We start from the raw sequence: 19,865 nt of genomic DNA, 5'->3' as shown, positions 1-19,865 counted from the left end.
GGGAAATACCATGGCAGAACTTAAATTAGAAAACATTTATAAGATATATGATAATAACGTAACAGCTGTAACTGATTTTAATTTACACATTCAAGATAAAGAATTTATCGTATTTGTCGGTCCTTCTGGATGCGGAAAATCTACAACATTACGAATGGTAGCTGGACTCGAAGATATTTCAAAAGGCGAGTTTTCAATTGATGGTAAACTAATGAATGATGTTCCTCCAAAAGATCGAGATATCGCAATGGTCTTCCAAAACTACGCTCTTTATCCACATATGAGTGTATATGATAATATGGCATTTGGATTAAAACTTCGAAAAATACCAAAAGATGAAATCGATCGTCGTGTAAAAGATGCAGCAAAAATTTTAGGACTTGAACAATATTTAGATAGAAAACCGAAAGCATTATCAGGTGGACAGCGCCAACGTGTTGCGTTAGGTAGAGCAATCGTTCGAGATGCAAAAGTTTTCTTAATGGACGAGCCATTATCAAACTTAGATGCTAAACTCCGTGTTGCAATGCGCTCAGAAATTTCTAAGCTACATCATCGCCTTGGAACAACAACAATTTATGTAACACACGACCAAACAGAAGCAATGACTATGGCTTCGCGTCTTGTCGTTATGAAGGATGGAAAGATTCAACAAATTGGAACACCAAAAGAAGTATATGAAACACCAGAAAACATTTTCGTGGGTGGATTTATCGGGTCACCAGCGATGAACTTCTTCCGTGGTAAATTGACTGAAACCGATTTCGTTATAGATAATACTATAAAAATCAAAGTATCTGAAGGAAAAATGAAGATGCTACGTGAACAAGGCTATGTAAATAAGGAAATTGTTTTAGGTATTCGCCCGGAGGACATTCATGATGAACTACTATTTTTAGAAGCTTCACAATCTACTACTTTCACAACAAAAATTGAAGTTGCTGAATTGTTAGGTGCTGAATCTATTTTATATATGAAACTTGGAAATCAAGATTTTGCAGCACGTGTTGATGCAAGACATATATTCTCACCTGGAGACCAAATTAAATTGGCATTTGATTTAAATAAAGCGCATTTCTTTGACAGCCAAACAGAACAACGTATTCGCTAAAAAAATTTCCTTCTATATAACATACAAAAAAACCGTCCACATATATCGAGGGCGGTTTTCATTATTATACTAGGGCTTCTACTGTATGAAATGATTGTCCTTTCGTGCCAATAATACCGAAAATCGGTAAATCACTAAGCACCACTTCTTCTTGCTGTTTCATAAAAGATGACGTTAATTGTTTTATCTCTATCCAAACGTCATTAATACAAAGTACATTGGAATCGTTCTCTTGTTGGCGAGAAAAAATCGAATCTATTTTATATAAACCAGCATTTTGAAAAAGCATGTCAATGCGACTGAATGCATTCAAAGTAATGCTAATAACGCGTTGCCAATCTCCTTGCTTTTCCATATCATAGAATACAAAAAGGGCTTCTCCGCCTAGATTCGTAATTTCCTCCACTGTTGCTTGTCCACTTTCTTGATCAATGTCCGTCACAATTACTTTTGCGCCTTGTTTAGCCAACAAAAGAGCTGTATTACGTGCAATACCGATGCCACCGCCAGTTACGATAGCAACTTTTCCTGCAAGCTTCATTTTCATTACCCCTTCTATAAGTCTTACCGTCATTCAGTATACTCCTTTATGAGATTATTCTGCAAGCAAGAAAAATTGCTATTTGATTTGTAAACGTTTACTTTTTATCCTTCTTTTTTCTTACTATTACGCTGATCAAGAACTAGACCGATAAAAATGAGGATGCCCCAAAAAATTATGCTACCTCCTGTCATCTCAACTTCCCCCTTATTATATAAAGTAAAACTTTAATCAGCCCCAAATGGTGAGATAAAGATATTATTTTTAATTATTATACCATTGTCTTAATTTTCAATCTATTATAAATAAAAATGACACATTTTAGCTTTTCCTTACTGTAAACATTCAAAATAGACTTATAAAATCCAAAAGACCTTTTTATATATAAAAAGGTCTTTTTTTATTTTATTATACAAGACTTATTATTTTCGTCTTTGTAATTAAGTCCTGAAAACCGCAATTGTCTTTGCGGAACAACATCATATATACGTTACATATTAATGGAATTCCTAATAGCAATACGTTCGGTAATAACACTACAAAAAATCTTATAATTAATGTTTGCAACGTTAGCTTTTCACTCTTCAATGAAATTAATTTTATTCTCGTTACCTTTTTTCCAAGTGTAACACCGTTCCAAATAAAGGGTAACACAATAAAATATATCGCCATTAATATAAAAACTACTGCGAAATCATATCTAAAATCACCTAAACTTATATTAAAGCGCTTAAACATAGCACTATAGTTTCCGGTCATAACAGCTACTACTGCACCATACATAACCGAGATTAAAAACATGTCAATTAGGGAAGCACCTATGCGATTCATTACAAGCGCTGGACGATGCATCTTTAACTTCATTTTATGTCGACTCCTTCATATCCTTCTTTACCCGTCTCATCGTACCACTTCTAAAAAACATTGTAAACTAGCGTTTCTCTTACTTTTCTTGTACAATTTGTTACAATAGCATTATAAAGGAGGTTCCCATATTGAAAAAATGGATAATCCTATTCGTCGCCTTCCTATTAACTGGTTGTGCAGGAAACACAGGTCACTTAACTTATACGGTTAACGATGAATACGAACTCATACGTACTTCTGGAAATGCATTTGAACTTTTCCCCTCGCAAGATGCTGTATATGCCACACAATACATCCCTGCAAAAATTACAGACATTGCTTGGGATGATAAATACATTATTGCAAAACAAACCGAGGAAAAATCAGATCCGAATAACCCTGACGCAGCAATTGCAAATAAAAAAAGTGAACATTATTGGATTATTGACGTAAAGCACAATAAACGTTTCGGTCCCTACAATGAAAAGCAATTTAATGAACAAAAAGATGCGTTTAAAATTAAGGTGCCTTTTCAAAATGTAGATTCATACATAAAAGAAATAAAAAAACAGTCAACATAATCTTTTGAGTGCTGACTGTTTTTTCTTACATTATTTTAAAAACACATTACTCCGAAAGTGAGATGTTAAACGTTTGTGGCTCTTTTACAACATCTTGTGTTTCTGAATCTCCTGCAAGTAAATCATCAGTTGTAAACTGAATATCCTTTACCTTGTCTTTTCCATCGTCAAGTATTAAACCAATAATACCATCTCTTGTTTCACCAGGCTTATAGTCTTCTCTTGATACATTTTTTGTACCAACTAACGTATCTTCGTCATATAAAAAGTTTTGAGTGGCTACTTTAAAATGTTGCTTACCATTAATCATAACATCATTCATAGAGAAAAATTGCATATTTTTATTTCCGGTATTCTCCACTTTATATGTAATCTCAACGTAACGAATTGTATTACTAATCTCTGTTCCACTTAGCGATGCATATAATTCTGCATCTTCTTGGCTTACTTTATCCCCTAATCTCCGTTTTACTTCTTCAGGAGTTAGTGCCGTGTATACTTTCAATGTTTTTTTTGCCTTTTCACTCATCTGTGATAAAGAAATTACTTTCACATCTTGTACGTGAATTTTCATTGGTGCTACTTCAAATGTTTGATTCACAGAATGCATCTGCTCTAACTTGAAAGTACCCCATCCTGTTTCTTTCACTTTTTGTCCTACTTTTTTCAGCTCACGCCCACCATATTCTTTTGTTTCAGGAATAGATTCTTTCTTCTTCGGTTCAGCTTTCTTTTCTTCTTGATGGAAGCAACCACTTAACATAAGAAGAAAACTACATAAAACAAAAATACTTTTCCATGCTTTCATCATTTCATTTCTCCTAACGCTATCATTCATGAATATAAAATTAGTCCCTGGCTTTGTAAACTATAGAAACAATGACAAGTCCACAAAATGAACTTGTCAGTCCAGATACTATTATACCTCCAATTTGGAAAATATGAAAATAGGGATCTAGGAACGCGTGCACGATAAATATAATAGTTGCTACAACAATTACTGAAACCCAATACTTTCTTTTTTCCGAAGCTAAAATAAGATCTTTACCCATTTCATTTCTATACTTCCATAAAACGTATACTAATAATAGAAAACCAATACATGTACTTCCATGTTGCATATATTTATAAACAGAGATACCGTACCATTCTCTTTGTAATAATGGTATTTTCATAACAAAATAGCCTGTCTTATGAGTGAATGCATCCCAAACAACATGCGTTAACATACCGAATAATGCTGAATAACAAAATACAAAAAGATTCTTCCATCTATGAAGCTCCCACCGCTTGTCTACTACATATGTATAATACCCAGCAAACGGTTTAGGTAAATGCGTTATAAAAGGCTTTTTTAAAATGTAATGATATATGTATGCTAACAAGAAGACCAGTGGTAAATTCAAATATAAGAATCCAAGCCACGTATGCCCAATTACACCATACGGTCTAAAGTGTAAAAAATATTCAAAGTCAGGCGCCATACTACCTAATATAAGAGCCGTTACTGAAATATGTTTAGAATGCTTTTTCGCAAAAGGAAGAACTGCTGCTGGATGTGCAAATGTAAACGGCATACTTTAACTCCTTCTCACATTTTCAATAGAATACCATATATCATAACGAGAGAATGGATCTTCATGCAATATTTATTTTCACATTGGAATATGATAGTTTAAATGATATAATCCACATAAAATATTCAGAAAATAAGGAAGGGATTCAGGTGTCATTAACACTTGTATTTGCCGCCTTTTTAGAATCAAAATCCGTTATGAATTGAGGTTTATATATTGATTGACGTACCCTTTTTACAAAATGTCACATTAAAAAAAGAAAATATCCCTAGTTTTTCCGCATATCCTTACTGCTTACCTGCTATCCGAACATTACAATCACTAGTTTTTCATCCAAATGTAACATTCATTATTGGAGAAAATGGAACGGGTAAATCAACATTACTTGAAGGAATTGCAATTGCGTTAGGCTTTAATGCAGAAGGTGGAACGAAGAATTTCCGCTTTAGCACTAACGATTCACATTCATCTTTACATGAATACCTTCGAATTTCCAAAAGTTTCAATACACCAAACGACGGTTTCTTTCTTCGCGCTGAATCATTTTATAACGTTGCTTCTTATATTGATGAAATAGATGCTATAAAATCTTACGGCGGCGTTTCACTACACGAACAATCTCACGGCGAATCATTCTTTTCCTTATTTATGAACCGTTTTTCAGGACAAGGTTTATACATTTTAGATGAGCCTGAGGCAGCTTTATCACCAATGAGACAACTTTCCATGCTTATTCGAATGCATGAGCTAGCGGAACAAGGTTCACAATTTGTTATTGCGACGCATTCTCCTATTTTAATGGCCTACCCTGAATCCACTATATATTCTTTAACACAAGAAGGGATTCACGAATCCACATTAGAAGAAACTGAGCATTATCAAACGACGAAACTTTTCTTTGAAAATCGCGATCGATTATTCCATCATCTATTTGAGTCATAAAAAAAGAAGCAGCAATAGCTGCTTCTTTTTTATAGTGCTTCTATAAATAAGGCAACCCCGATACCGCCACCGACGCATAAAGAGGCAATTCCTTTTTCTAACCCACGTCTTTTTAATTCGTGAATTAAACTTACCGTAATACGAGCCCCTGTACAACCAATTGGATGCCCAAGTCCTACGCCACTACCGTTTACGTTCACTTTTTCACGGTCTAAACCTAACTCTTTCTCTACAGCTAAATATTGAGCCGCGAAAGCTTCATTAATTTCAAGTAAATCTGCATCTTCTAATGACCAATCCACTTTTTCTAAACCTTTACGAATTGCTGGTGCTGGTCCAATACCCATAATTTTCGGGTCTACTCCAGCTACTGAATATCCAACAATTCTAGCTAACGGTTGTAAGCCTTTTTCTTTCGCTTTTTCTTCGCTCATTAATACTAGAACTGCACTTCCGTCATTCAGGCCAGATGCATTACCTGCAGTTACAGACCCATCTTTACGGAATGCTGGTTTTAACCCTGCTAATTTTTCCGCTGTAATATCTGCACGTGGATGCTCATCCTTCGAAAATACTACTTCTTTTCTACGTTCTTTTATTGTAATAGGAACAATTTGATCGTCAAAGTGTCCAGACTCGATTGCCTTCAGTGCCAATGTATGACTGCGAAGAGCAACTTCATCTTGTTCCTCTCTTGTAATTTCATATTGTTCAACTAAATTTTCCGCTGTTTCACCCATCATAATATGGTGAATCGGATCTTCTAACACTTCCCACACCGTATCACGAATTTCTCCGTGCTGTAGACGTTGTCCCCAGCGGTGCTGTTTCAATGCATAAGGGCTCGAACTCATCGCTTCTACTCCACCTGCAACAACAACATCACTTACACCTAATTGGATTTGCATTGCAGCTGACATAATTGCTTGCATACCTGAAGAACATTGACGTTGGATTGTATATCCCGTAACTGTGTCAGGAAATCCTGCCGCTAATGCAGCTGTTCTCGCTGTATTTGCTTCATCAGTTCTTTGAATACAATGACCTAAAATTACTTCATCAACTTCATGTGGTTCTACCCCGCCTCGTTTTACAGCTTCCTGAAGTACAGGAACAGCTAATTCTACTGGCGTTACATTTTTTAGCGCTCCTCCAAAAGTTCCAATTGGCGAACGAACTGCAGCTGTAATAACAACATTATGCATTTTGTACTTGCCCCTCTCTTATGTACCCTAGTAAGTTTTTAGGTGAAATTCCATAAGATGTATATCTATAACTATCATACTATAAACATACTAAAAAATCAAAATATTTAATATAATAAAAATAGAAGGAATTAACCTTCTATTCTGTCAGTGCATATAAAAACTTTTGCAAAATTTTCTCTGTCGTTTCATTCAATTTTGGCAACTTATCTACTGGAAAATATTGAAGTTTCAACCCTTCATGATCGAGCTTTAATTCCCCGCTCACATGATGTGCCTGATACAGATGAATGACATTGAAAATTTCATCGCCATTCGGATAACGGAAATATACTTCTTTTCCTGATAGAACACCAAGAAATTGCATTATTTTTGCAGTTAACCCCGTTTCCTCAAATAACTCTCTACGTGCCGTTTCTTCTGTCGTTTCACCCAGTTCCATCGCCCCGCCAGGTACACCCCAATCATATGTATCTGAACGATATTGAAGCAATACTTCTTGTTTATCATTTAATATAATGATTGCTGATCCTACGAGAATAAGCGGTCTTGTACCAACGACTTTTCGTAACTCTTCAATATACCCCATATGTAAATTCCCCTTTCCCTAACCTCCCTTATCATAACAAAATTTCTCTCTTTTTGTTCATGTAATTTTAAAGAAAAAAAGGAAGCTTTCGCCTCCGTTTTTTCATCTTTATTTCTTAAAACTTTCATATTTTACAGCTTCAAAAGCTTCCTCAATTTCATCATTACGATAATGGACATATGTAAAACGACCCAATTCTACTAATCTTGCTATTTCCTGTAACGCTTTATGCTGCTCATATGTTTCTTTCAGCTTAATATGTACATAAAACTTCATTAAAGGATGTTCATATAAAGGTTCTCCCACCTCTACATATACATCTTCAACCCCTTGTACAACTCTTACATAACTCGCAAATTGATAAAGTGCTTCTCTGTCTGAAACGATTTTTAATGTATACATATATTCTCCCCCTTTCCTTTACTATATCAAAAAGACGACCACACAATGTTATAGAACTATGAAATTTTTTCGACTTGTCATCTATATATTCAATAAAGAAGGCGTTTATCCATACATGACATCTTTTTCCCACATATATTATAGGAAGAACTTTTTTCATTTGAGGTGTTCCTTATGGATCCATACGTCAATATATGTATTTGTATTACTCCCGGTGCCGATATTTCTGATGACCGCATCGCAAAAGATTTAGCTGTTGCAGAATCAATTTGGCACCCCATTACATTTCAAATTCAAGAAGTAATTGTATTAAATGAACTTTTCCGTTTTTTTGACCGTGAAATCAGTTATAAAAATTCCATTCAAAGTCAAGAAAAGTTGGCATCCTTTTTCCAAACATGTGTAAATGAAGCTCCTGAATGCGACCTTTATATTTGTTATATTGGCAGTGATTATTTCAAAGAAACAGCAGTAATTGCCTGCGCTTATTCTTTAGCAAAACAACAGCAACTTACTGGCTATATCGTTTTAACAAATTCGGCTGCCCCTATGAAAAATATATATACGCTCGCTCACGAAATCGGTCATATTTTATTTACAAGACGTATTCATGGAAAACTTACTCATGCAGATCCTCATTCTCCAACCGGCTCGGAGCACCACCCTTCTCCAACAAATCTTATGTATCCGATAGTCCCTCGTCCAGAAAACGTTCATATTCATTCCTTATTAACAACAGAACAAAAAGCGCTCTCTTTACAAAGCTCTTTACTACAAAGAAAAAAACAGTAACCCTCATGTTACTGTTTAAAACAACTTGTTCCAATCAACAAACCAAATTCCGGCTGCTAGAAATAAAAATAGACAACTAAATGTAAATGTAATCCCTCTAAAAATCCCTATATAATATTTCTTTGGAAATAATTTTTTGCATATCCAGAGCAGCCGCTTTTTATTGAATTTCTAGTTCCCAATTTTTCTTTCTTCAATTTTTAAAGACCATCTCATTAATCCATATATACTTCCATACATAAGTAAGATCTTTGCAATTCCCCAAAATACATTTCTTTCTTCTAAGTCTTTAAATACGAACATAATCGCAAGAGGAACAATTAGTACCACAACACCCATCCAACCAAGAACATATACTTCACCAATAAGAAGTAATAAAAATATAGTTACTGCTAATATATATGTCTGTATTGTCGACAATTGTAAAATTGGTGTCCCATACCATTTATTCATAAATATTAATAACACTAATAATAAAATAGGTATCATCACTACTACATAAATAATTCCAAACTCTACTAATTTACTTTTAAAAGAAGACATTCTAAACGCAACAATCGTTCCAATAGTCGTAATGATTAAAACGATAGGATAACCGATTAACTGTACATTCGTTAACGTAAATTGTTGATTCGGATTTCCAAATAAAATATTTGTAAGTAACCAATATCCTCCTATTCCAATTATCATTCCTAAAATAGTCTTTATACTCCCGCTTTTATCCTTCTCCATCTCTTTCGCTAATTCTTCCGCATACTCTTTTGGTGAGTCACCAAATATGTCCCTTACCGTCTTCCCCTTTTTTTCACCTTCTATTAAATGAAGCTCTGCATCTTCTAGAAAGGCGTCCACCTCTTCTTCTTTAATCCCTTTTGTTATTAAATATACTTTCGTATCAATTAAAAACTTTTCTCCTTCTTTAGAAACATTCATTATAACCCCTCCCTTATTTAACCATTTCTCTTCTATTCGTCTTCATCATAATTTCAAGGAAAATTAAAATAAACAAACTTCCGTATAAACATATAATTTGAAATAACATTGGCATGAGATCTTCAGATGTAAATGTTTTAAACATTAACATAATAGAAAGCGGAATGATTAAATATAAGTTTTTAAACCATCCTTCAAAATATATATTTATAGCTACTGTTATCATAAAAATCCCACCAGCTACTATATAACTTTGGACTTCGGTGAATGTGAGCATTTTTGTAGGATATATCACATCTAATATCGTAACAGCTCCTAATAAAAACAATGGAGCAATCATAACTAAAGACCACATGGAAAACCATGTTTTTGTAAAGCTTGTGACGAAGGTCATTTTGCGAAGTAGAAAATTAGGACCTATAACAACTAAAATCAATGAAAAACTGTAACCGATACACTGAATAAGTGAAATCTGTAACATTCCATTATTCACTATTAAGATAGAAGCAATAATCCAAAAAGATACGATATTCATTACTGTAAAACCAATTTGCTTCCACGTTTCCTGTCTATCTCTTTCCATCACTTTTACAAGTTCATTTGCATATTCTTTCGGTGAGCTTCCGAAAATATCTTCTACACTCTTCCCCTCACTCTCACCTTCTATTAAATGAAGTTCTGCGTCTTCTAAAAAGTTTTCAATATCACTTTCTTTCACACTCTTTGCCGTCAAAAATAATCTCATATCTAACAAAAACTTGCGTGCTTCACTTGATAACATTATTTTCTCCTTCCCTTCCCTTCAAGTAGACGTTCTACACTACTTTGCATCGCTTCCCAGCGATCCATAAATTCATCAAGTGCTTCCTCGCCTTTTTCTGTTAATGTGTAATATTTTCTCTTTGGACCAGATGGAGATTCCTTCATTACGCTTGTTATTAGTCCTTCTTTTTGCATTCGTATTAATAACGGATAAATACTTCCCTCACTCGCCATTGTAAAACCATACTTTGCTAGCTTCTCACTCATTTCATAACCGTATATTTCGCCTTCAGAAATAATAGCAAGTAAGCATCCTTCTAAGATCCCTTTCAGCATTTGACTTGTCGACATAATTCAAATCCTCCTACTATCTTGTTTTACAAGATAGATAAACGTAAGTATCTTACTTTACAAAATAGTATAGCAAAGACTATTTTGCAAAACAAGATAGCTAACGATATTTTTTCCAAATGTTTGCAGGATTTTCATTATAACCTCTCTAAATAGAGCACTATGAAAACTTTATTATGAAGGGATGTTTTTCATCATGGTTACAAATCGAGTTGTCTTTTTAACAGGTGCTGCGAGTGGTATTGGATATGAAATGGGAAGTGCTTTTGCAAAAGAAGGTGCAAAAGTTGTGATTACTGATCGTCTTGAAGAACGTGCGAAAGAAGCTGCTGAGCAATTACAAAGTGAAGGTTTTCAAGCTATCAGTTTAAAATGTGACGTTACATCTGAAGAGGAAATTACAGCATCAATTTCTCAAACAGTTAGTCATTTCGGTTCATTAGATATATTAATTAACAACGCAGGAATGCAACACGTTTCACCCATTGAAGACTTTCCAACGGAAAAGTTTGAGCTACTAATTCAAATTATGCAAATTGCTCCGTTTATCGCAATTAAGCATGCCTTTCCGATTATGAAACAACAAAAATATGGTCGTATTATTAATGTCGCTTCTATTAACGGCCTTGTCGGGTTTGCTGGAAAAGCTGCCTACAATAGTGCAAAACATGGCGTAATTGGATTAACAAAAGTTGCCGCTTTAGAAGGTGCTACGCATGGTATTACTGTTAATGCCCTTTGCCCTGGTTATGTCGATACCCCTCTTGTACGTAATCAACTACAAGACTTAGCTACTACACGAAATGTACCACTTGAAAATGTTTTAGAAGATGTTATTTATCCACTCGTCCCACAAAAGCGCTTATTACAAGTACAAGAAATCGCTGATTATGCTATGTTTTTAGCGAGTGAAAAAGCTAAAGGTATTACTGGTCAAGCTGTCGTTATCGATGGTGGCTATACTGCTCAATAAAAAATAAAGTTTGCTCAAGAAGAGCAAACTTTATTTTTTATTGCGAGGATCTTCGTACATTAGTAATTGCCGCGGGAGCTTCTCAATTGCAACAATTACCCCCTCTAATTTACTTTCAATACGGTGGAGTAAATATAATGTTACAACAATTGGAAACCCTACATTACCTATCATCTTGATCCACTCTTCCATCCTCTTCTCCTCCTTTCATTATATAAGTAAGAGAAAACAATGCATTTAGGCATAAAAAAACAAGCTATTATGTATTAGCCTGTTTTTCAAATAATGATACAATTTCTCGTTTATAATCCCCGCTTATAATACCTTTCTCAGTAATAATTCCTGTAATTAATTCGTTCGGTGTTACGTCAAATGCAGGGTTATAAACATTCGTTCCAATTGGTGCTACTTGTTTTCCAAAGATTTTCGTAACTTCTGTTTCATCTCTTTCTTCAATAATTATTTCGGCTCCAGTTTCTTTCGTAACATCAAATGTTGACAGTGGCGCAGCAACATAAAATGGGATATCAAAGTGCTTTGCCAAAATAGCTAAATTCATTGTCCCTATTTTATTTGCCGTATCTCCATTTGCGACAATTCGATCCGCCCCTACAATAATTGCATTTATTTCTTTCGTTTGAATAGCATGAGCTGCAGTATTATCTGTAATAAGGGTCACATCAATATTTGCTTGCTTCAATTCCCAGGTCGTTAAGCGACCACCTTGTAAAACTGGTCTCGTTTCACACGCATATACATGTAGACGCACACCTTTCTCTTTTCCAATATAAAAGGGAGCTAATGCAGTTCCATATCTGGCAGTTGCGATACTTCCAGCGTTACAGATTGTTAAAATATTATCGCCATCTTTAAAACATGTTAACGCATATTCCCCAATATTTCGGCACACCTCTTCATCTTCCTGCTGAATGCGAAGCGCTTCTTCTTCTAATGTTTTTTGTGCTTCTTTTATTGTAGTAATCTCTCGAATAGATTCTCTCATACGATCAATTGCCCAAAATAAATTTACTGCTGTCGGGCGTGACGTTCCTAAATAATTACAATCTCTATTAAACTTCTTTTGAAATTCTTCAATATGTACAGTGTTATATTTTTTTGATGCAAGCGCCAAGCCAAATGCAGCTACAATTCCAATTGCAGGCGCTCCTCGTACTTCTAACATTACGATACTTTTCCAAACCTCTTCAATAGTCGTCAATGTTTTGTATTCTGTGCTATGCGGCAATTTCGTTTGATTTAATACCGCAATTGCATCACCTTTCCAGCTTACAGATCTCGGAACAGTAACAATTGTACTCACGCTTTTACGCCCCCTGAAACTGTCTGTTGAAATAATGTTCGAAACAGTTGAATATCAGCACTTTTAGATTCATATTTTATTAGTTCTTTACCTAAGGATAGCGCTTGTTTCTTAGCTTGAATTCTTGTTTCTTTATTTTCTATTTCATCTAAATCTGCTACATGAGCTAAACCAATTGTTCTACGAATCAGTTCACATCCGGCAAATCCAACTGCATCAGTAAAGATATTTTGCAAAATAATTGGTAACCATTGTTTTTCTTTCGTATATGCTTCTACACCTTCTCCAATCCATAATTTTGTAAAATTTTCTACAAAATAACTCCACGTCTTTTCTATATGGAAAAATAGTACACTTCTTTTTTCTTCTTCTCTAGATAAAGCATTTAGTAATAGATTTGCAATAAATTGACCTATGTCAAATCCAAATGGGCCATATGTCGCAAATTCTGGATCAATCACTTTCGTTTCAGAAGGTGACGAAAAAATACTACCAGTATGTAAATCACCATGAATAAGAGTTTCTTTTCTTGTTAAGAACTTATATTTATATTGTGCTACTTTTAGTTTTAAAGTTTTATCACTCCAAAGTTCATCAACCACTAGCTGTAAATCTGGCTCATAATCATTTGTATCATAATGTCCAAACGGATCTGTAAACACTAATTCCTCTGTAATTTTACAAAGGTCCGGATTTACAAAGGTACCTTCTAGTACCCTCTTCTCTTCTGACTGTAAACCAAAATCTGAAGTGTAAAATAAAACATGTGCTAGAAAACGGCCGATATGCTGGGATAAAAGCGGATATTCTTCTCCGTCTATTAATCCTTTTCTTGTAATTGTTAGTCTTGATAAGTCTTCTATTACCGTTATCGCTAACTCTTCATCATGACTGTACACTACTGGAACATAATCCGGTACATACTGCGCAAAAATTTGTAATGCCTTGCTTTCAATCGTTGCTCTTTTTATAGACAATGGCCAGCTTTCACCAACTACTTTCGCATAAGGCAGTGCTTGTTTTATTATAATTGATTTCTCTCCATCATCTAATTTGAACACGTAATTTAAGTTTCCGTCTCCAATTTCATGACAAACGACATTTGCCTTTGCTTCAAAATAGCCATGATCTTTCGCATATTGTACAGCTGTTATTTCTGTTAATGAATAATATCCCATCGTCTTCTCCCCCTTTTTAAATTCAGAGGTTTTTCTAACATAGAAAAACCTCTTTCCACTAAGAAAGAGGTTTGAAGTTTATCTTCTCCCCTCTTATCTGCCAGAAAGTTTTACTTTCTGCTGGAATTAGCACCGTGCCTTTTGGCGTAATAAACGCCCCATTTCACAATGGTATTACGGTCGGTTGCTGGGCTTCATCGGGCCAAATCCCTCCACCTGCTCTTGATAAGAGTTGTATAATTTTTTGAATTTTTAACTTTATGTTGAAGACTATACCAAGAATAAAAATCACTTGTCAACATTTTATTTGTATAATTCTGGACGGCGATCCGCAAAAACTGGAATTCCTTTACGTACTTCTTTAATTTTCTCGAATTCAAGCTCTCCAAATAAAATTGATTCCTCTTCATTCGCCTCTACTACAACTTCACCCCAAGGGTCCACAATTAAAGAATGACCCGCAAATACATTATTTGGATCCTTTCCCGCTCTATTACATGCAACAACATAACACTGATTTTCAACTGCTCTTGCTTGCAATAGCAAACGCCAATGTGCTAAACGAACTAATGGCCATTCAGCTACAACAAATAATACTTTTGCCCCTTTAGCAGTATGGACACGCATCCACTCTGGAAAACGAATATCATAACAAATTGTTCCAGCGCATTCAACATCATCCAGCTTAAATTCGCCCGTACCATTACCGGCTATTAAATATTTATGTTCATCCATAAGCTGAAATAAATGTACTTTACTATATTCGTTGACTAGCTGTCCTTCATTATTTACAACATACATCGTATTTGTAACGCCTTGCTCTGTTTGCTTTGCTATAGAACCACCAACAATATGCACATCATATTGCTTCGCCCATTCTATTAACTTTTCTTTCGTTTCCACTCCATCCCTATCTGCAATTTCAGAAAGTCTCGTTAAATCATATCCTGTTGTCCATAGTTCTGGTAAGACGATAACATCTGGCCTTTCCTTCATAGCTTCGCTTATTTTATTTTTAGCATTCTCAATATTTTTTTCTACATCTCCAAAAACAATATCCATTTGAATACATGCGACTTTCATTTTTTCAGCCCCATTCTTATTTTTTTCTTTACAAAATACTGGAAAGATTATATCATTTGTCACTAGAATTGTAACAACTTTCAAAAGAGGTGGAAAGTATGAAATTATTTCAACCTTCTGAGATAGTAACATCATTGCCAACACAATTTTTCGCTTCACTTGTTGCAAAAGTTAACAAAGTCGTTGCAGCTGGTCACGATGTTATTAATCTAGGTCAAGGTAATCCAGATCAACCAACACCGCAGCATATCGTAAAAGCTTTACAAGATGCTGCCGAAAAGACCATTCATCATAAATATCCGCCATTTCGCGGACATGAAAGCTTAAAGGAAGCCGTGACTACATTCTATAAACGTGAATACGGCGTCGAATTAAACCCAAAAACTGAAGTTGCTATTTTGTTTGGTGGGAAGGCTGGACTAGTAGAATTACCAATTTGTTTTACAAATCCTGGTGATACAATTCTCGTTCCGGATCCAGGCTATCCAGATTATTTATCTGGGGTTGCCTTAGCAAAGGCACACTTTGAAACCATGCCGCTTATTGCAGAAAATCATTTTTTACCGGATTATAAAAAAATTGACGACTCTATCGCTGAACGGGCAAAGTTAATGTTTTTAAACTATCCAAATAACCCTACAGGTGCTACTGCATCAAAAGATTTTTTTGATACAACCATTCATTTTGCTAATAAACATAATATATTAGTTGTTCACGATTTCGCTTACGGTGCTATCGGATTTGATGGTCAAAAACCTGTTAGTTTCTTGCAAGCAGATGGTTCGAAAGATATAGGAATTGAAATTTACACGTTATCAAAAACTTTCAATATGGCTGGCTGGCGTATTGCTTTTGCAGTTGGAAATGAAAGTGTCATCGAAACCATTAACCTATTGCAAGATCATATGTATGTTAGTATTTTTGGTGCAATTCAAGATGCTGCTCGCGAAGCACTATTAAGTTCACAGTCTTGTGTAGTAGATCTTGTAAATAGTTACGAATCTCGGAGAAACGCTCTTATTTCAGCTTGTCACTCAATTGGTTGGAATGTAGACATTCCAACCGGATCATTCTTTGCATGGCTTCCTGTACCAGAAGGTTATACATCCGAGCAATTTTCTGATATTTTACTAGAAAAAGCACACGTTGCAGTTGCTCCTGGTGTTGGATTTGGTGAACATGGCGAAGGGTATGTCCGTGTTGGTCTCTTGCATACAGAAGATAGATTACGAGAAGCCATTAATCGAATTGATAAATTAAATTTTTTCAAAAAGTAATTGACAACATGAAAAATATCTGACAAAATTCAGTTATCTTAAAAATTTAAACATTTCTAAATACTTCTTATCAAGAGCAGGTGGAGGGACGAGCCCGACGAAACCCGGCAACCGATCTACAATCGTAGACACGGTGCTAATTCTCGCAGCATTATGCTGACAGATAAGGAGCTGGTTGTAAAAAAACCTCTCCTTAGCTGAGAGGTTTTTTTATTTAACTAGGAGGTTATAACAATGAGCGGAATTATAGCGACGTATTTAATCCATGATGATTCACATAACTTAGAAAAAAAGGCTGAGCAAATTGCTCTTGGTTTAACAATTGGCTCTTGGACTCATTTGCCACAATTATTGCAAGAACAATTAAAGCAACATAAAGGCAACGTCATTCATATTGAGGAATTAGCTGAACATGAACATACGAATTCGTATTTACGTAAAAAAGTAGAACGCGGAATTATTAAAATCGAATATCCGTTATTAAACTTCAGTCCAGATTTACCAGCAATTTTAACGACTACATTTGGAAAGCTATCCCTTGATGGCGAAGTAAAATTAATTGACTTAACTTTTTCAGAAGAATTGAAAGAACATTTTCCTGGTCCAAAATTCGGGATAGATGGGATTCGAAACCTTTTACAAGTGCATGATCGTCCCCTTTTAATGAGTATTTTTAAAGGAATGATTGGACGAAATATTGGGTATTTAAAAACGCAATTACGTGATCAAGCAAGTGGTGGTGTAGATATAGTAAAAGATGATGAAATATTATTTGAAAATGCATTAACACCACTTACGAAACGCATTGTATCTGGAAAAGAAGTTTTACAATCTGTATATGAAACATACGGACATAAAACGTTATATGCCGTAAATTTAACAGGACGAACTTTTGATTTAAAAGAAAATGCGAAACGTGCAGTGCAAGCTGGAGCTGATATTCTATTATTTAACGTATTTGCTTACGGACTAGATGTACTGCAATCACTTGCAGAAGATGATGAAATCCCAGTTCCTATTATGGCACACCCTGCTGTAAGTGGTGCTTATTCAGCATCTAAGTTATATGGAATTTCATCTCCATTATTACTCGGAAAGCTACTACGCTATGCTGGGGCTGACTTTTCATTATTCCCATCTCCATACGGAAGTGTTGCGCTAGAAAAAGAGGAAGCTCTTGCTATCTCAAAATATTTAACTGAAGACGATGCATTTTTCAAGAAGAGCTTTTCTGTTCCATCTGCTGGTATTCACCCTGGTTTCGTTCCCTTTATTGTACGAGATTTTGGTAAAGATGTTGTTATTAATGCTGGCGGCGGGATACATGGACATCCAAATGGAGCGCAAGGCGGTGGTAAAGCTTTCCGTACTGCAATTGATGCTACTTTGCAAAATAAACCACTCCATGAAGTAGATGACATAAATTTGCATAGTGCACTACAAATATGGGGAAATCCCTCTCATGAGGTGAAATTATGAGTATTCAAGTATTTTGTGATTTCGATGGCACGATTACAAATAATGATAACATTATGTCCATTATGGAAAAATTCGCACCACCAGAAGCTGAAGAAGTAAAGAATAGAATTTTATCACAAGAGCTATCTATTCAAGAAGGTGTTTCTCAATTATTTCGATTAATACCTACTCATCTGCACGATGAAATTATTCAATTTTTAATAGAAACTGCTGAAATTCGTAATGGTTTTCATGAATTTATACAATTTGTAAATGAAAATAACATTTCTTTTTACGTTATATCAGGTGGAATGGATTTCTTCGTCTATCCACTCTTACAAGGACTCATTCCAAAAGAGCAAATTTACTGTAATGAAACAGATTTTTCAAATGAATACATTACGGTGAATTGGCCTCATCCTTGTGATCATCATTGTCAAAATCATTGCGGATTATGTAAATCATCACTCATCCGTAAATTGAGTGATACGAATGACTTCCATATTGTGATTGGAGATTCAATTACTGATTTACAAGCTGCGAAACAAGCAGATAAAGTATTTGCTCGTGACTTCCTTATTACAAAGTGTGAAGAGAATTATATTGCTTATACACCGTTTGAAACATTCCATGATATTCAAAATGAATTAAAACATTTGTTGGAGGTGAAATCATGAAACAACTTTTTCGTCAATGGTATGACTTAAGCGAGATAAAAAAAGAATTAACAACTCGAAATTGGTTCCCAGCAACAAGTGGTAATATTTCTATAAAAGTTAGTCATGAGCCACTTACTTTTCTCATTACAGCAAGCGGTAAAGATAAAACAAAAACCACTCCAGATGATTTTCTATTAGTAGATCATGTAGGAGTTCCCGTTTTAGAGACTGAATTACGCCCTTCAGCAGAAACAATATTGCATACACATATTTATAACAATACGAATGCCGGGTGCGTACTTCATGTTCATACAACTGATAATAATGTCATCACAAATTTATATAGTGATGCAGTTACCCTTCAAAATCAAGAAATTATTAAAGCTCTCGATATTTGGGAAGAAGGGGCAACAATTCACATTCCTATTATCGAAAACCATGCCAATATCCCAACGCTTGGAGAAAACTTCCGAAAGCATATACAAGGTGATTCGGGAGCGGTATTAATCCGTAACCACGGTATTACCGTATGGGGCCGAGATAGCTTTGATGCAAAGAAGAGATTAGAAGCTTATGAGTTTTTATTCCAATTTCATATAAAACTATTATCAATTCAAGGAGGCGTTTCTAATGGCGCAAATTCGTATTCATGAAGTAAATACTCGTATTGAAAATGAAGTGGAAGTATCTAAATTTCTACAAGAGGAAGGCGTTTTATATGAGAAATGGAATATTTCTAAACTTCCTACTCATTTAAATGAAAATTATTCTTTAACAGATGAAAACAAAGCTGAAATATTAGCTGTTTTTTCAAAAGAAATCGCTGATGTTTCAGCACGTCGAGGTTATAAAGCACATGATGTAATTTCACTTTCAAATAGCACACCTAACCTTGACGAATTATTAATTAATTTCCAAAAAGAACATCATCATACAGACGACGAAGTCCGCTTTATCGTCAGTGGTCATGGCATTTTCGCTATTGAAGGCAAAGATGGGAAATTCTTTGATGTTGAACTTGAGCCAGGCGATCTAATATCTGTTCCAGAAAATGCAAGACATTATTTTACCTTGCAAGATGATCGTCAAGTTGTAGCTATTCGTATTTTTGTAACAACTGAAGGCTGGGTTCCAATCTATTAAGGTAGTTAGTTGAATAAAAGGACTTGGATCCCCTTTTCCAAACTTTTATTCACTCTACATATATACATCCTCCTATGGAACAGGCTTATTTCACTTTTGAAATAAGCCTGATTTTTTATTTACTCAAAAGTACCATTTCAT

At 35.0% G+C, this 19,865-nt stretch carries 25 protein-coding genes, 1 pseudogene and 2 riboswitches; of the genes and pseudogenes, 10 read left to right on the top strand and 16 right to left on the bottom strand.

Going from position 1 to position 19,865, the window contains the following annotated elements; genetic code table 11:
- Window positions 1–10: 10 nt before the first annotated feature.
- Complete coding sequence (gene ugpC, locus BUA87_RS17395; protein ID WP_000818934.1) at window positions 11–1,111, top strand: ABC transporter ATP-binding protein; 1,101 nt, start codon at window positions 11–13, stop codon at window positions 1,109–1,111.
- 64 nt (window positions 1,112–1,175) lie between these two features.
- Here the strand turns inward: ugpC and BUA87_RS17390 are convergent, their stop codons facing one another.
- The 3 genes from BUA87_RS17390 to BUA87_RS17380 all read right to left on the bottom strand — a co-directional run bounded on the left by BUA87_RS17390 (window position 1,176) and on the right by BUA87_RS17380 (window position 2,516).
- A complete protein-coding gene (locus BUA87_RS17390; protein WP_000218406.1) occupies window positions 1,176–1,685 on the bottom strand; it encodes an SDR family NAD(P)-dependent oxidoreductase in 510 nt (169 codons plus the stop codon).
- 71 nt (window positions 1,686–1,756) lie between these two features.
- A complete protein-coding gene (locus BUA87_RS17385; protein ID WP_016080421.1) occupies window positions 1,757–1,846 on the bottom strand; it encodes a hypothetical protein in 90 nt (29 codons plus the stop codon).
- A gap of 214 nt (window positions 1,847–2,060) precedes the next feature.
- A complete protein-coding gene (locus tag BUA87_RS17380; RefSeq protein ID WP_000769096.1) occupies window positions 2,061–2,516 on the bottom strand; it encodes an RDD family protein in 456 nt (151 codons plus the stop codon).
- A 131-nt stretch (window positions 2,517–2,647) separates the two neighbouring features.
- Between BUA87_RS17380 and BUA87_RS17375 the strand changes: the two genes are divergently transcribed.
- Window positions 2,648–3,079, top strand: a complete 432-nt coding sequence (locus BUA87_RS17375) for a DUF3997 domain-containing protein (RefSeq protein ID WP_000758786.1) — start codon at window positions 2,648–2,650, stop codon at window positions 3,077–3,079.
- Window positions 3,080–3,125: 46 nt separating this feature from the next.
- Here BUA87_RS17375 and BUA87_RS17370 read toward each other — a convergent pair whose 3' ends face one another.
- Together BUA87_RS17370 and BUA87_RS17365 are read right to left on the bottom strand one after the other, a co-directional pair.
- Entirely contained in the window at window positions 3,126–3,890 is a 765-nt protein-coding gene (locus BUA87_RS17370) for a hypothetical protein (protein WP_000973896.1), read from the bottom strand.
- A 37-nt stretch (window positions 3,891–3,927) separates the two neighbouring features.
- Window positions 3,928–4,656, bottom strand: a complete 729-nt coding sequence (locus BUA87_RS17365; protein ID WP_061659896.1) for a DUF4184 family protein — start codon at window positions 4,654–4,656, stop codon at window positions 3,928–3,930.
- A gap of 216 nt (window positions 4,657–4,872) precedes the next feature.
- Between BUA87_RS17365 and BUA87_RS17360 the strand changes: the two genes are divergently transcribed.
- A complete protein-coding gene (locus BUA87_RS17360; protein ID WP_000568009.1) occupies window positions 4,873–5,598 on the top strand; it encodes an AAA family ATPase in 726 nt (241 codons plus the stop codon).
- Between the two features lie 29 nt (window positions 5,599–5,627).
- Here BUA87_RS17360 and BUA87_RS17355 read toward each other — a convergent pair whose 3' ends face one another.
- The 3 genes from BUA87_RS17355 to BUA87_RS17345 all read right to left on the bottom strand — a co-directional run bounded on the left by BUA87_RS17355 (window position 5,628) and on the right by BUA87_RS17345 (window position 7,794).
- Window positions 5,628–6,803 carry an acetyl-CoA C-acetyltransferase gene (locus BUA87_RS17355; protein ID WP_000552075.1) on the bottom strand — a complete coding sequence of 392 codons (1,176 nt, stop codon included), beginning with the start codon at window positions 6,801–6,803 and terminating at the stop codon, window positions 5,628–5,630.
- Window positions 6,804–6,942: 139 nt separating this feature from the next.
- On the bottom strand, window positions 6,943–7,392 hold the full coding sequence (locus tag BUA87_RS17350) for an NUDIX hydrolase (RefSeq protein ID WP_002005651.1): 450 nt from the start codon (window positions 7,390–7,392) through the stop codon (window positions 6,943–6,945).
- Between the two features lie 108 nt (window positions 7,393–7,500).
- Window positions 7,501–7,794, bottom strand: a complete 294-nt coding sequence (locus BUA87_RS17345) for a DUF3928 family protein (RefSeq protein ID WP_000288330.1) — start codon at window positions 7,792–7,794, stop codon at window positions 7,501–7,503.
- A gap of 174 nt (window positions 7,795–7,968) precedes the next feature.
- On the opposite strand from BUA87_RS17345, the gene BUA87_RS17340 reads away from it, so the two are divergent.
- Window positions 7,969–8,586: an ImmA/IrrE family metallo-endopeptidase gene (locus BUA87_RS17340; RefSeq protein WP_000371606.1), complete on the top strand. Its 618-nt coding sequence runs from the start codon at window positions 7,969–7,971 to the stop codon at window positions 8,584–8,586.
- A gap of 15 nt (window positions 8,587–8,601) precedes the next feature.
- On the opposite strand, the pseudogene BUA87_RS17335 reads toward BUA87_RS17340, so the two are convergent.
- The 4 genes and pseudogenes from BUA87_RS17335 to BUA87_RS17320 form a co-directional block, all read right to left on the bottom strand.
- Window positions 8,602–8,745, bottom strand: a pseudogene (locus BUA87_RS17335) (DNA-binding protein); the annotation flags it as partial.
- Window positions 8,746–8,757: 12 nt separating this feature from the next.
- Window positions 8,758–9,519 (bottom strand): DUF1129 domain-containing protein, encoded by a 762-nt coding sequence (locus tag BUA87_RS17330; protein WP_072940341.1) that lies wholly within the window; start codon window positions 9,517–9,519, stop codon window positions 8,758–8,760.
- Between the two features lie 13 nt (window positions 9,520–9,532).
- Window positions 9,533–10,300 (bottom strand): DUF1129 domain-containing protein, encoded by a 768-nt coding sequence (locus BUA87_RS17325; RefSeq protein ID WP_000952892.1) that lies wholly within the window; start codon window positions 10,298–10,300, stop codon window positions 9,533–9,535.
- Window positions 10,300–10,632, bottom strand: a complete 333-nt coding sequence (locus tag BUA87_RS17320) for a PadR family transcriptional regulator (protein ID WP_000107977.1) — start codon at window positions 10,630–10,632, stop codon at window positions 10,300–10,302. The genes BUA87_RS17325 and BUA87_RS17320 overlap by 1 nt, the downstream gene beginning before the upstream one ends.
- A 196-nt stretch (window positions 10,633–10,828) precedes the next feature.
- On the opposite strand from BUA87_RS17320, the gene BUA87_RS17315 reads away from it, so the two are divergent.
- A complete protein-coding gene (locus BUA87_RS17315) occupies window positions 10,829–11,605 on the top strand; it encodes a 3-hydroxybutyrate dehydrogenase (protein ID WP_072940338.1) in 777 nt (258 codons plus the stop codon).
- A 30-nt stretch (window positions 11,606–11,635) separates the two neighbouring features.
- On the opposite strand, the gene BUA87_RS17310 is transcribed toward BUA87_RS17315, so the two are convergent.
- The 4 genes from BUA87_RS17310 to BUA87_RS17295 all read right to left on the bottom strand — a co-directional run bounded on the left by BUA87_RS17310 (window position 11,636) and on the right by BUA87_RS17295 (window position 15,271).
- A complete protein-coding gene (locus tag BUA87_RS17310) occupies window positions 11,636–11,797 on the bottom strand; it encodes a YvrJ family protein (protein WP_072940335.1) in 162 nt (53 codons plus the stop codon).
- A 67-nt stretch (window positions 11,798–11,864) separates the two neighbouring features.
- Complete coding sequence (gene mtnA / locus BUA87_RS17305) at window positions 11,865–12,926, bottom strand: S-methyl-5-thioribose-1-phosphate isomerase (protein WP_072940332.1); 1,062 nt, start codon at window positions 12,924–12,926, stop codon at window positions 11,865–11,867.
- The gene (mtnK, locus tag BUA87_RS17300; RefSeq protein ID WP_000542679.1) at window positions 12,923–14,104 is read right to left on the bottom strand and encodes an S-methyl-5-thioribose kinase; all 1,182 of its coding nucleotides are present in this window, start codon (window positions 14,102–14,104) and stop codon (window positions 12,923–12,925) included. The genes mtnA and mtnK overlap by 4 nt, the downstream gene beginning before the upstream one ends.
- Window positions 14,105–14,194: 90 nt before the next feature.
- Window positions 14,195–14,336: riboswitch (SAM riboswitch) on the bottom strand.
- 71 nt (window positions 14,337–14,407) lie between these two features.
- On the bottom strand, window positions 14,408–15,271 hold the full coding sequence (locus BUA87_RS17295) for a carbon-nitrogen family hydrolase (RefSeq protein ID WP_016512349.1): 864 nt from the start codon (window positions 15,269–15,271) through the stop codon (window positions 14,408–14,410).
- Between the two features lie 14 nt (window positions 15,272–15,285).
- Here BUA87_RS17295 and BUA87_RS17290 point away from each other — a divergent pair, with 14 nt between their 5' ends.
- The 5 genes from BUA87_RS17290 to BUA87_RS17270 all read left to right on the top strand — a co-directional run bounded on the left by BUA87_RS17290 (window position 15,286) and on the right by BUA87_RS17270 (window position 19,724).
- Window positions 15,286–16,464 (top strand): pyridoxal phosphate-dependent aminotransferase, encoded by a 1,179-nt coding sequence (locus BUA87_RS17290; protein WP_072940328.1) that lies wholly within the window; start codon window positions 15,286–15,288, stop codon window positions 16,462–16,464.
- 64 nt (window positions 16,465–16,528) lie between these two features.
- A riboswitch (SAM riboswitch) is annotated at window positions 16,529–16,634 on the top strand.
- Window positions 16,635–16,698: 64 nt separating this feature from the next.
- A complete protein-coding gene (gene mtnW / locus BUA87_RS17285; RefSeq protein WP_061659899.1) occupies window positions 16,699–17,943 on the top strand; it encodes a 2,3-diketo-5-methylthiopentyl-1-phosphate enolase in 1,245 nt (414 codons plus the stop codon).
- Window positions 17,940–18,599 carry a 2-hydroxy-3-keto-5-methylthiopentenyl-1-phosphate phosphatase gene (gene mtnX, locus BUA87_RS17280; protein ID WP_000027487.1) on the top strand — a complete coding sequence of 220 codons (660 nt, stop codon included), beginning with the start codon at window positions 17,940–17,942 and terminating at the stop codon, window positions 18,597–18,599. The genes mtnW and mtnX overlap by 4 nt, the downstream gene beginning before the upstream one ends.
- Window positions 18,596–19,234, top strand: a complete 639-nt coding sequence (locus BUA87_RS17275; RefSeq protein ID WP_072940325.1) for a methylthioribulose 1-phosphate dehydratase — start codon at window positions 18,596–18,598, stop codon at window positions 19,232–19,234. The genes mtnX and BUA87_RS17275 overlap by 4 nt, the downstream gene beginning before the upstream one ends.
- Window positions 19,212–19,724: a 1,2-dihydroxy-3-keto-5-methylthiopentene dioxygenase gene (locus tag BUA87_RS17270; RefSeq protein WP_000057317.1), complete on the top strand. Its 513-nt coding sequence runs from the start codon at window positions 19,212–19,214 to the stop codon at window positions 19,722–19,724. Before BUA87_RS17275 ends, BUA87_RS17270 begins: the two co-directional genes overlap by 23 nt.
- Window positions 19,725–19,865 lie beyond the last annotated feature (141 nt).

Origin of the sequence: Bacillus sp. bc15 (assembly GCF_900142585.1) — a bacterium.
Classification (GTDB): Bacteria; Bacillota; Bacilli; order Bacillales; family Bacillaceae_G; genus Bacillus_A; species Bacillus_A cereus.
This window is presented reverse-complemented; position numbering and strand designations above follow the sequence as displayed.

Bases quoted from the DNA above. Each gene is read 5' to 3' on its own strand.
- BUA87_RS17270 (WP_000057317.1), top strand. From the start codon at position 19,212: ATGGCGCAAATTCGTATTCATGAAGTAAATACTCGTATTGAAAATGAA.
- BUA87_RS17350 (WP_002005651.1), bottom strand. From the start codon at position 7,392: ATGGGGTATATTGAAGAGTTACGAAAAGTCGTTGGTACAAGACCGCTT.
- BUA87_RS17325 (WP_000952892.1), bottom strand. From the start codon at position 10,300: ATGTTATCAAGTGAAGCACGCAAGTTTTTGTTAGATATGAGATTATTT.
- BUA87_RS17310 (WP_072940335.1), bottom strand. From the start codon at position 11,797: ATGGAAGAGTGGATCAAGATGATAGGTAATGTAGGGTTTCCAATTGTT.
- ugpC (WP_000818934.1), top strand. From the start codon at position 11: ATGGCAGAACTTAAATTAGAAAACATTTATAAGATATATGATAATAAC.
- BUA87_RS17355 (WP_000552075.1), bottom strand. From the start codon at position 6,803: ATGCATAATGTTGTTATTACAGCTGCAGTTCGTTCGCCAATTGGAACT.
- BUA87_RS17380 (WP_000769096.1), bottom strand. From the start codon at position 2,516: ATGAAGTTAAAGATGCATCGTCCAGCGCTTGTAATGAATCGCATAGGT.
- BUA87_RS17370 (WP_000973896.1), bottom strand. From the start codon at position 3,890: ATGATGAAAGCATGGAAAAGTATTTTTGTTTTATGTAGTTTTCTTCTT.
- BUA87_RS17365 (WP_061659896.1), bottom strand. From the start codon at position 4,656: ATGCCGTTTACATTTGCACATCCAGCAGCAGTTCTTCCTTTTGCGAAA.
- mtnK (WP_000542679.1), bottom strand. From the start codon at position 14,104: ATGGGATATTATTCATTAACAGAAATAACAGCTGTACAATATGCGAAA.
- BUA87_RS17290 (WP_072940328.1), top strand. From the start codon at position 15,286: ATGAAATTATTTCAACCTTCTGAGATAGTAACATCATTGCCAACACAA.
- BUA87_RS17390 (WP_000218406.1), bottom strand. From the start codon at position 1,685: ATGACGGTAAGACTTATAGAAGGGGTAATGAAAATGAAGCTTGCAGGA.
- BUA87_RS17345 (WP_000288330.1), bottom strand. From the start codon at position 7,794: ATGTATACATTAAAAATCGTTTCAGACAGAGAAGCACTTTATCAATTT.
- BUA87_RS17385 (WP_016080421.1), bottom strand. From the start codon at position 1,846: ATGACAGGAGGTAGCATAATTTTTTGGGGCATCCTCATTTTTATCGGT.
- BUA87_RS17330 (WP_072940341.1), bottom strand. From the start codon at position 9,519: ATGAATGTTTCTAAAGAAGGAGAAAAGTTTTTAATTGATACGAAAGTA.
- BUA87_RS17320 (WP_000107977.1), bottom strand. From the start codon at position 10,632: ATGTCGACAAGTCAAATGCTGAAAGGGATCTTAGAAGGATGCTTACTT.
- BUA87_RS17275 (WP_072940325.1), top strand. From the start codon at position 18,596: ATGAAACAACTTTTTCGTCAATGGTATGACTTAAGCGAGATAAAAAAA.
- BUA87_RS17340 (WP_000371606.1), top strand. From the start codon at position 7,969: ATGGATCCATACGTCAATATATGTATTTGTATTACTCCCGGTGCCGAT.
- mtnW (WP_061659899.1), top strand. From the start codon at position 16,699: ATGAGCGGAATTATAGCGACGTATTTAATCCATGATGATTCACATAAC.
- mtnX (WP_000027487.1), top strand. From the start codon at position 17,940: ATGAGTATTCAAGTATTTTGTGATTTCGATGGCACGATTACAAATAAT.
- BUA87_RS17315 (WP_072940338.1), top strand. From the start codon at position 10,829: ATGGTTACAAATCGAGTTGTCTTTTTAACAGGTGCTGCGAGTGGTATT.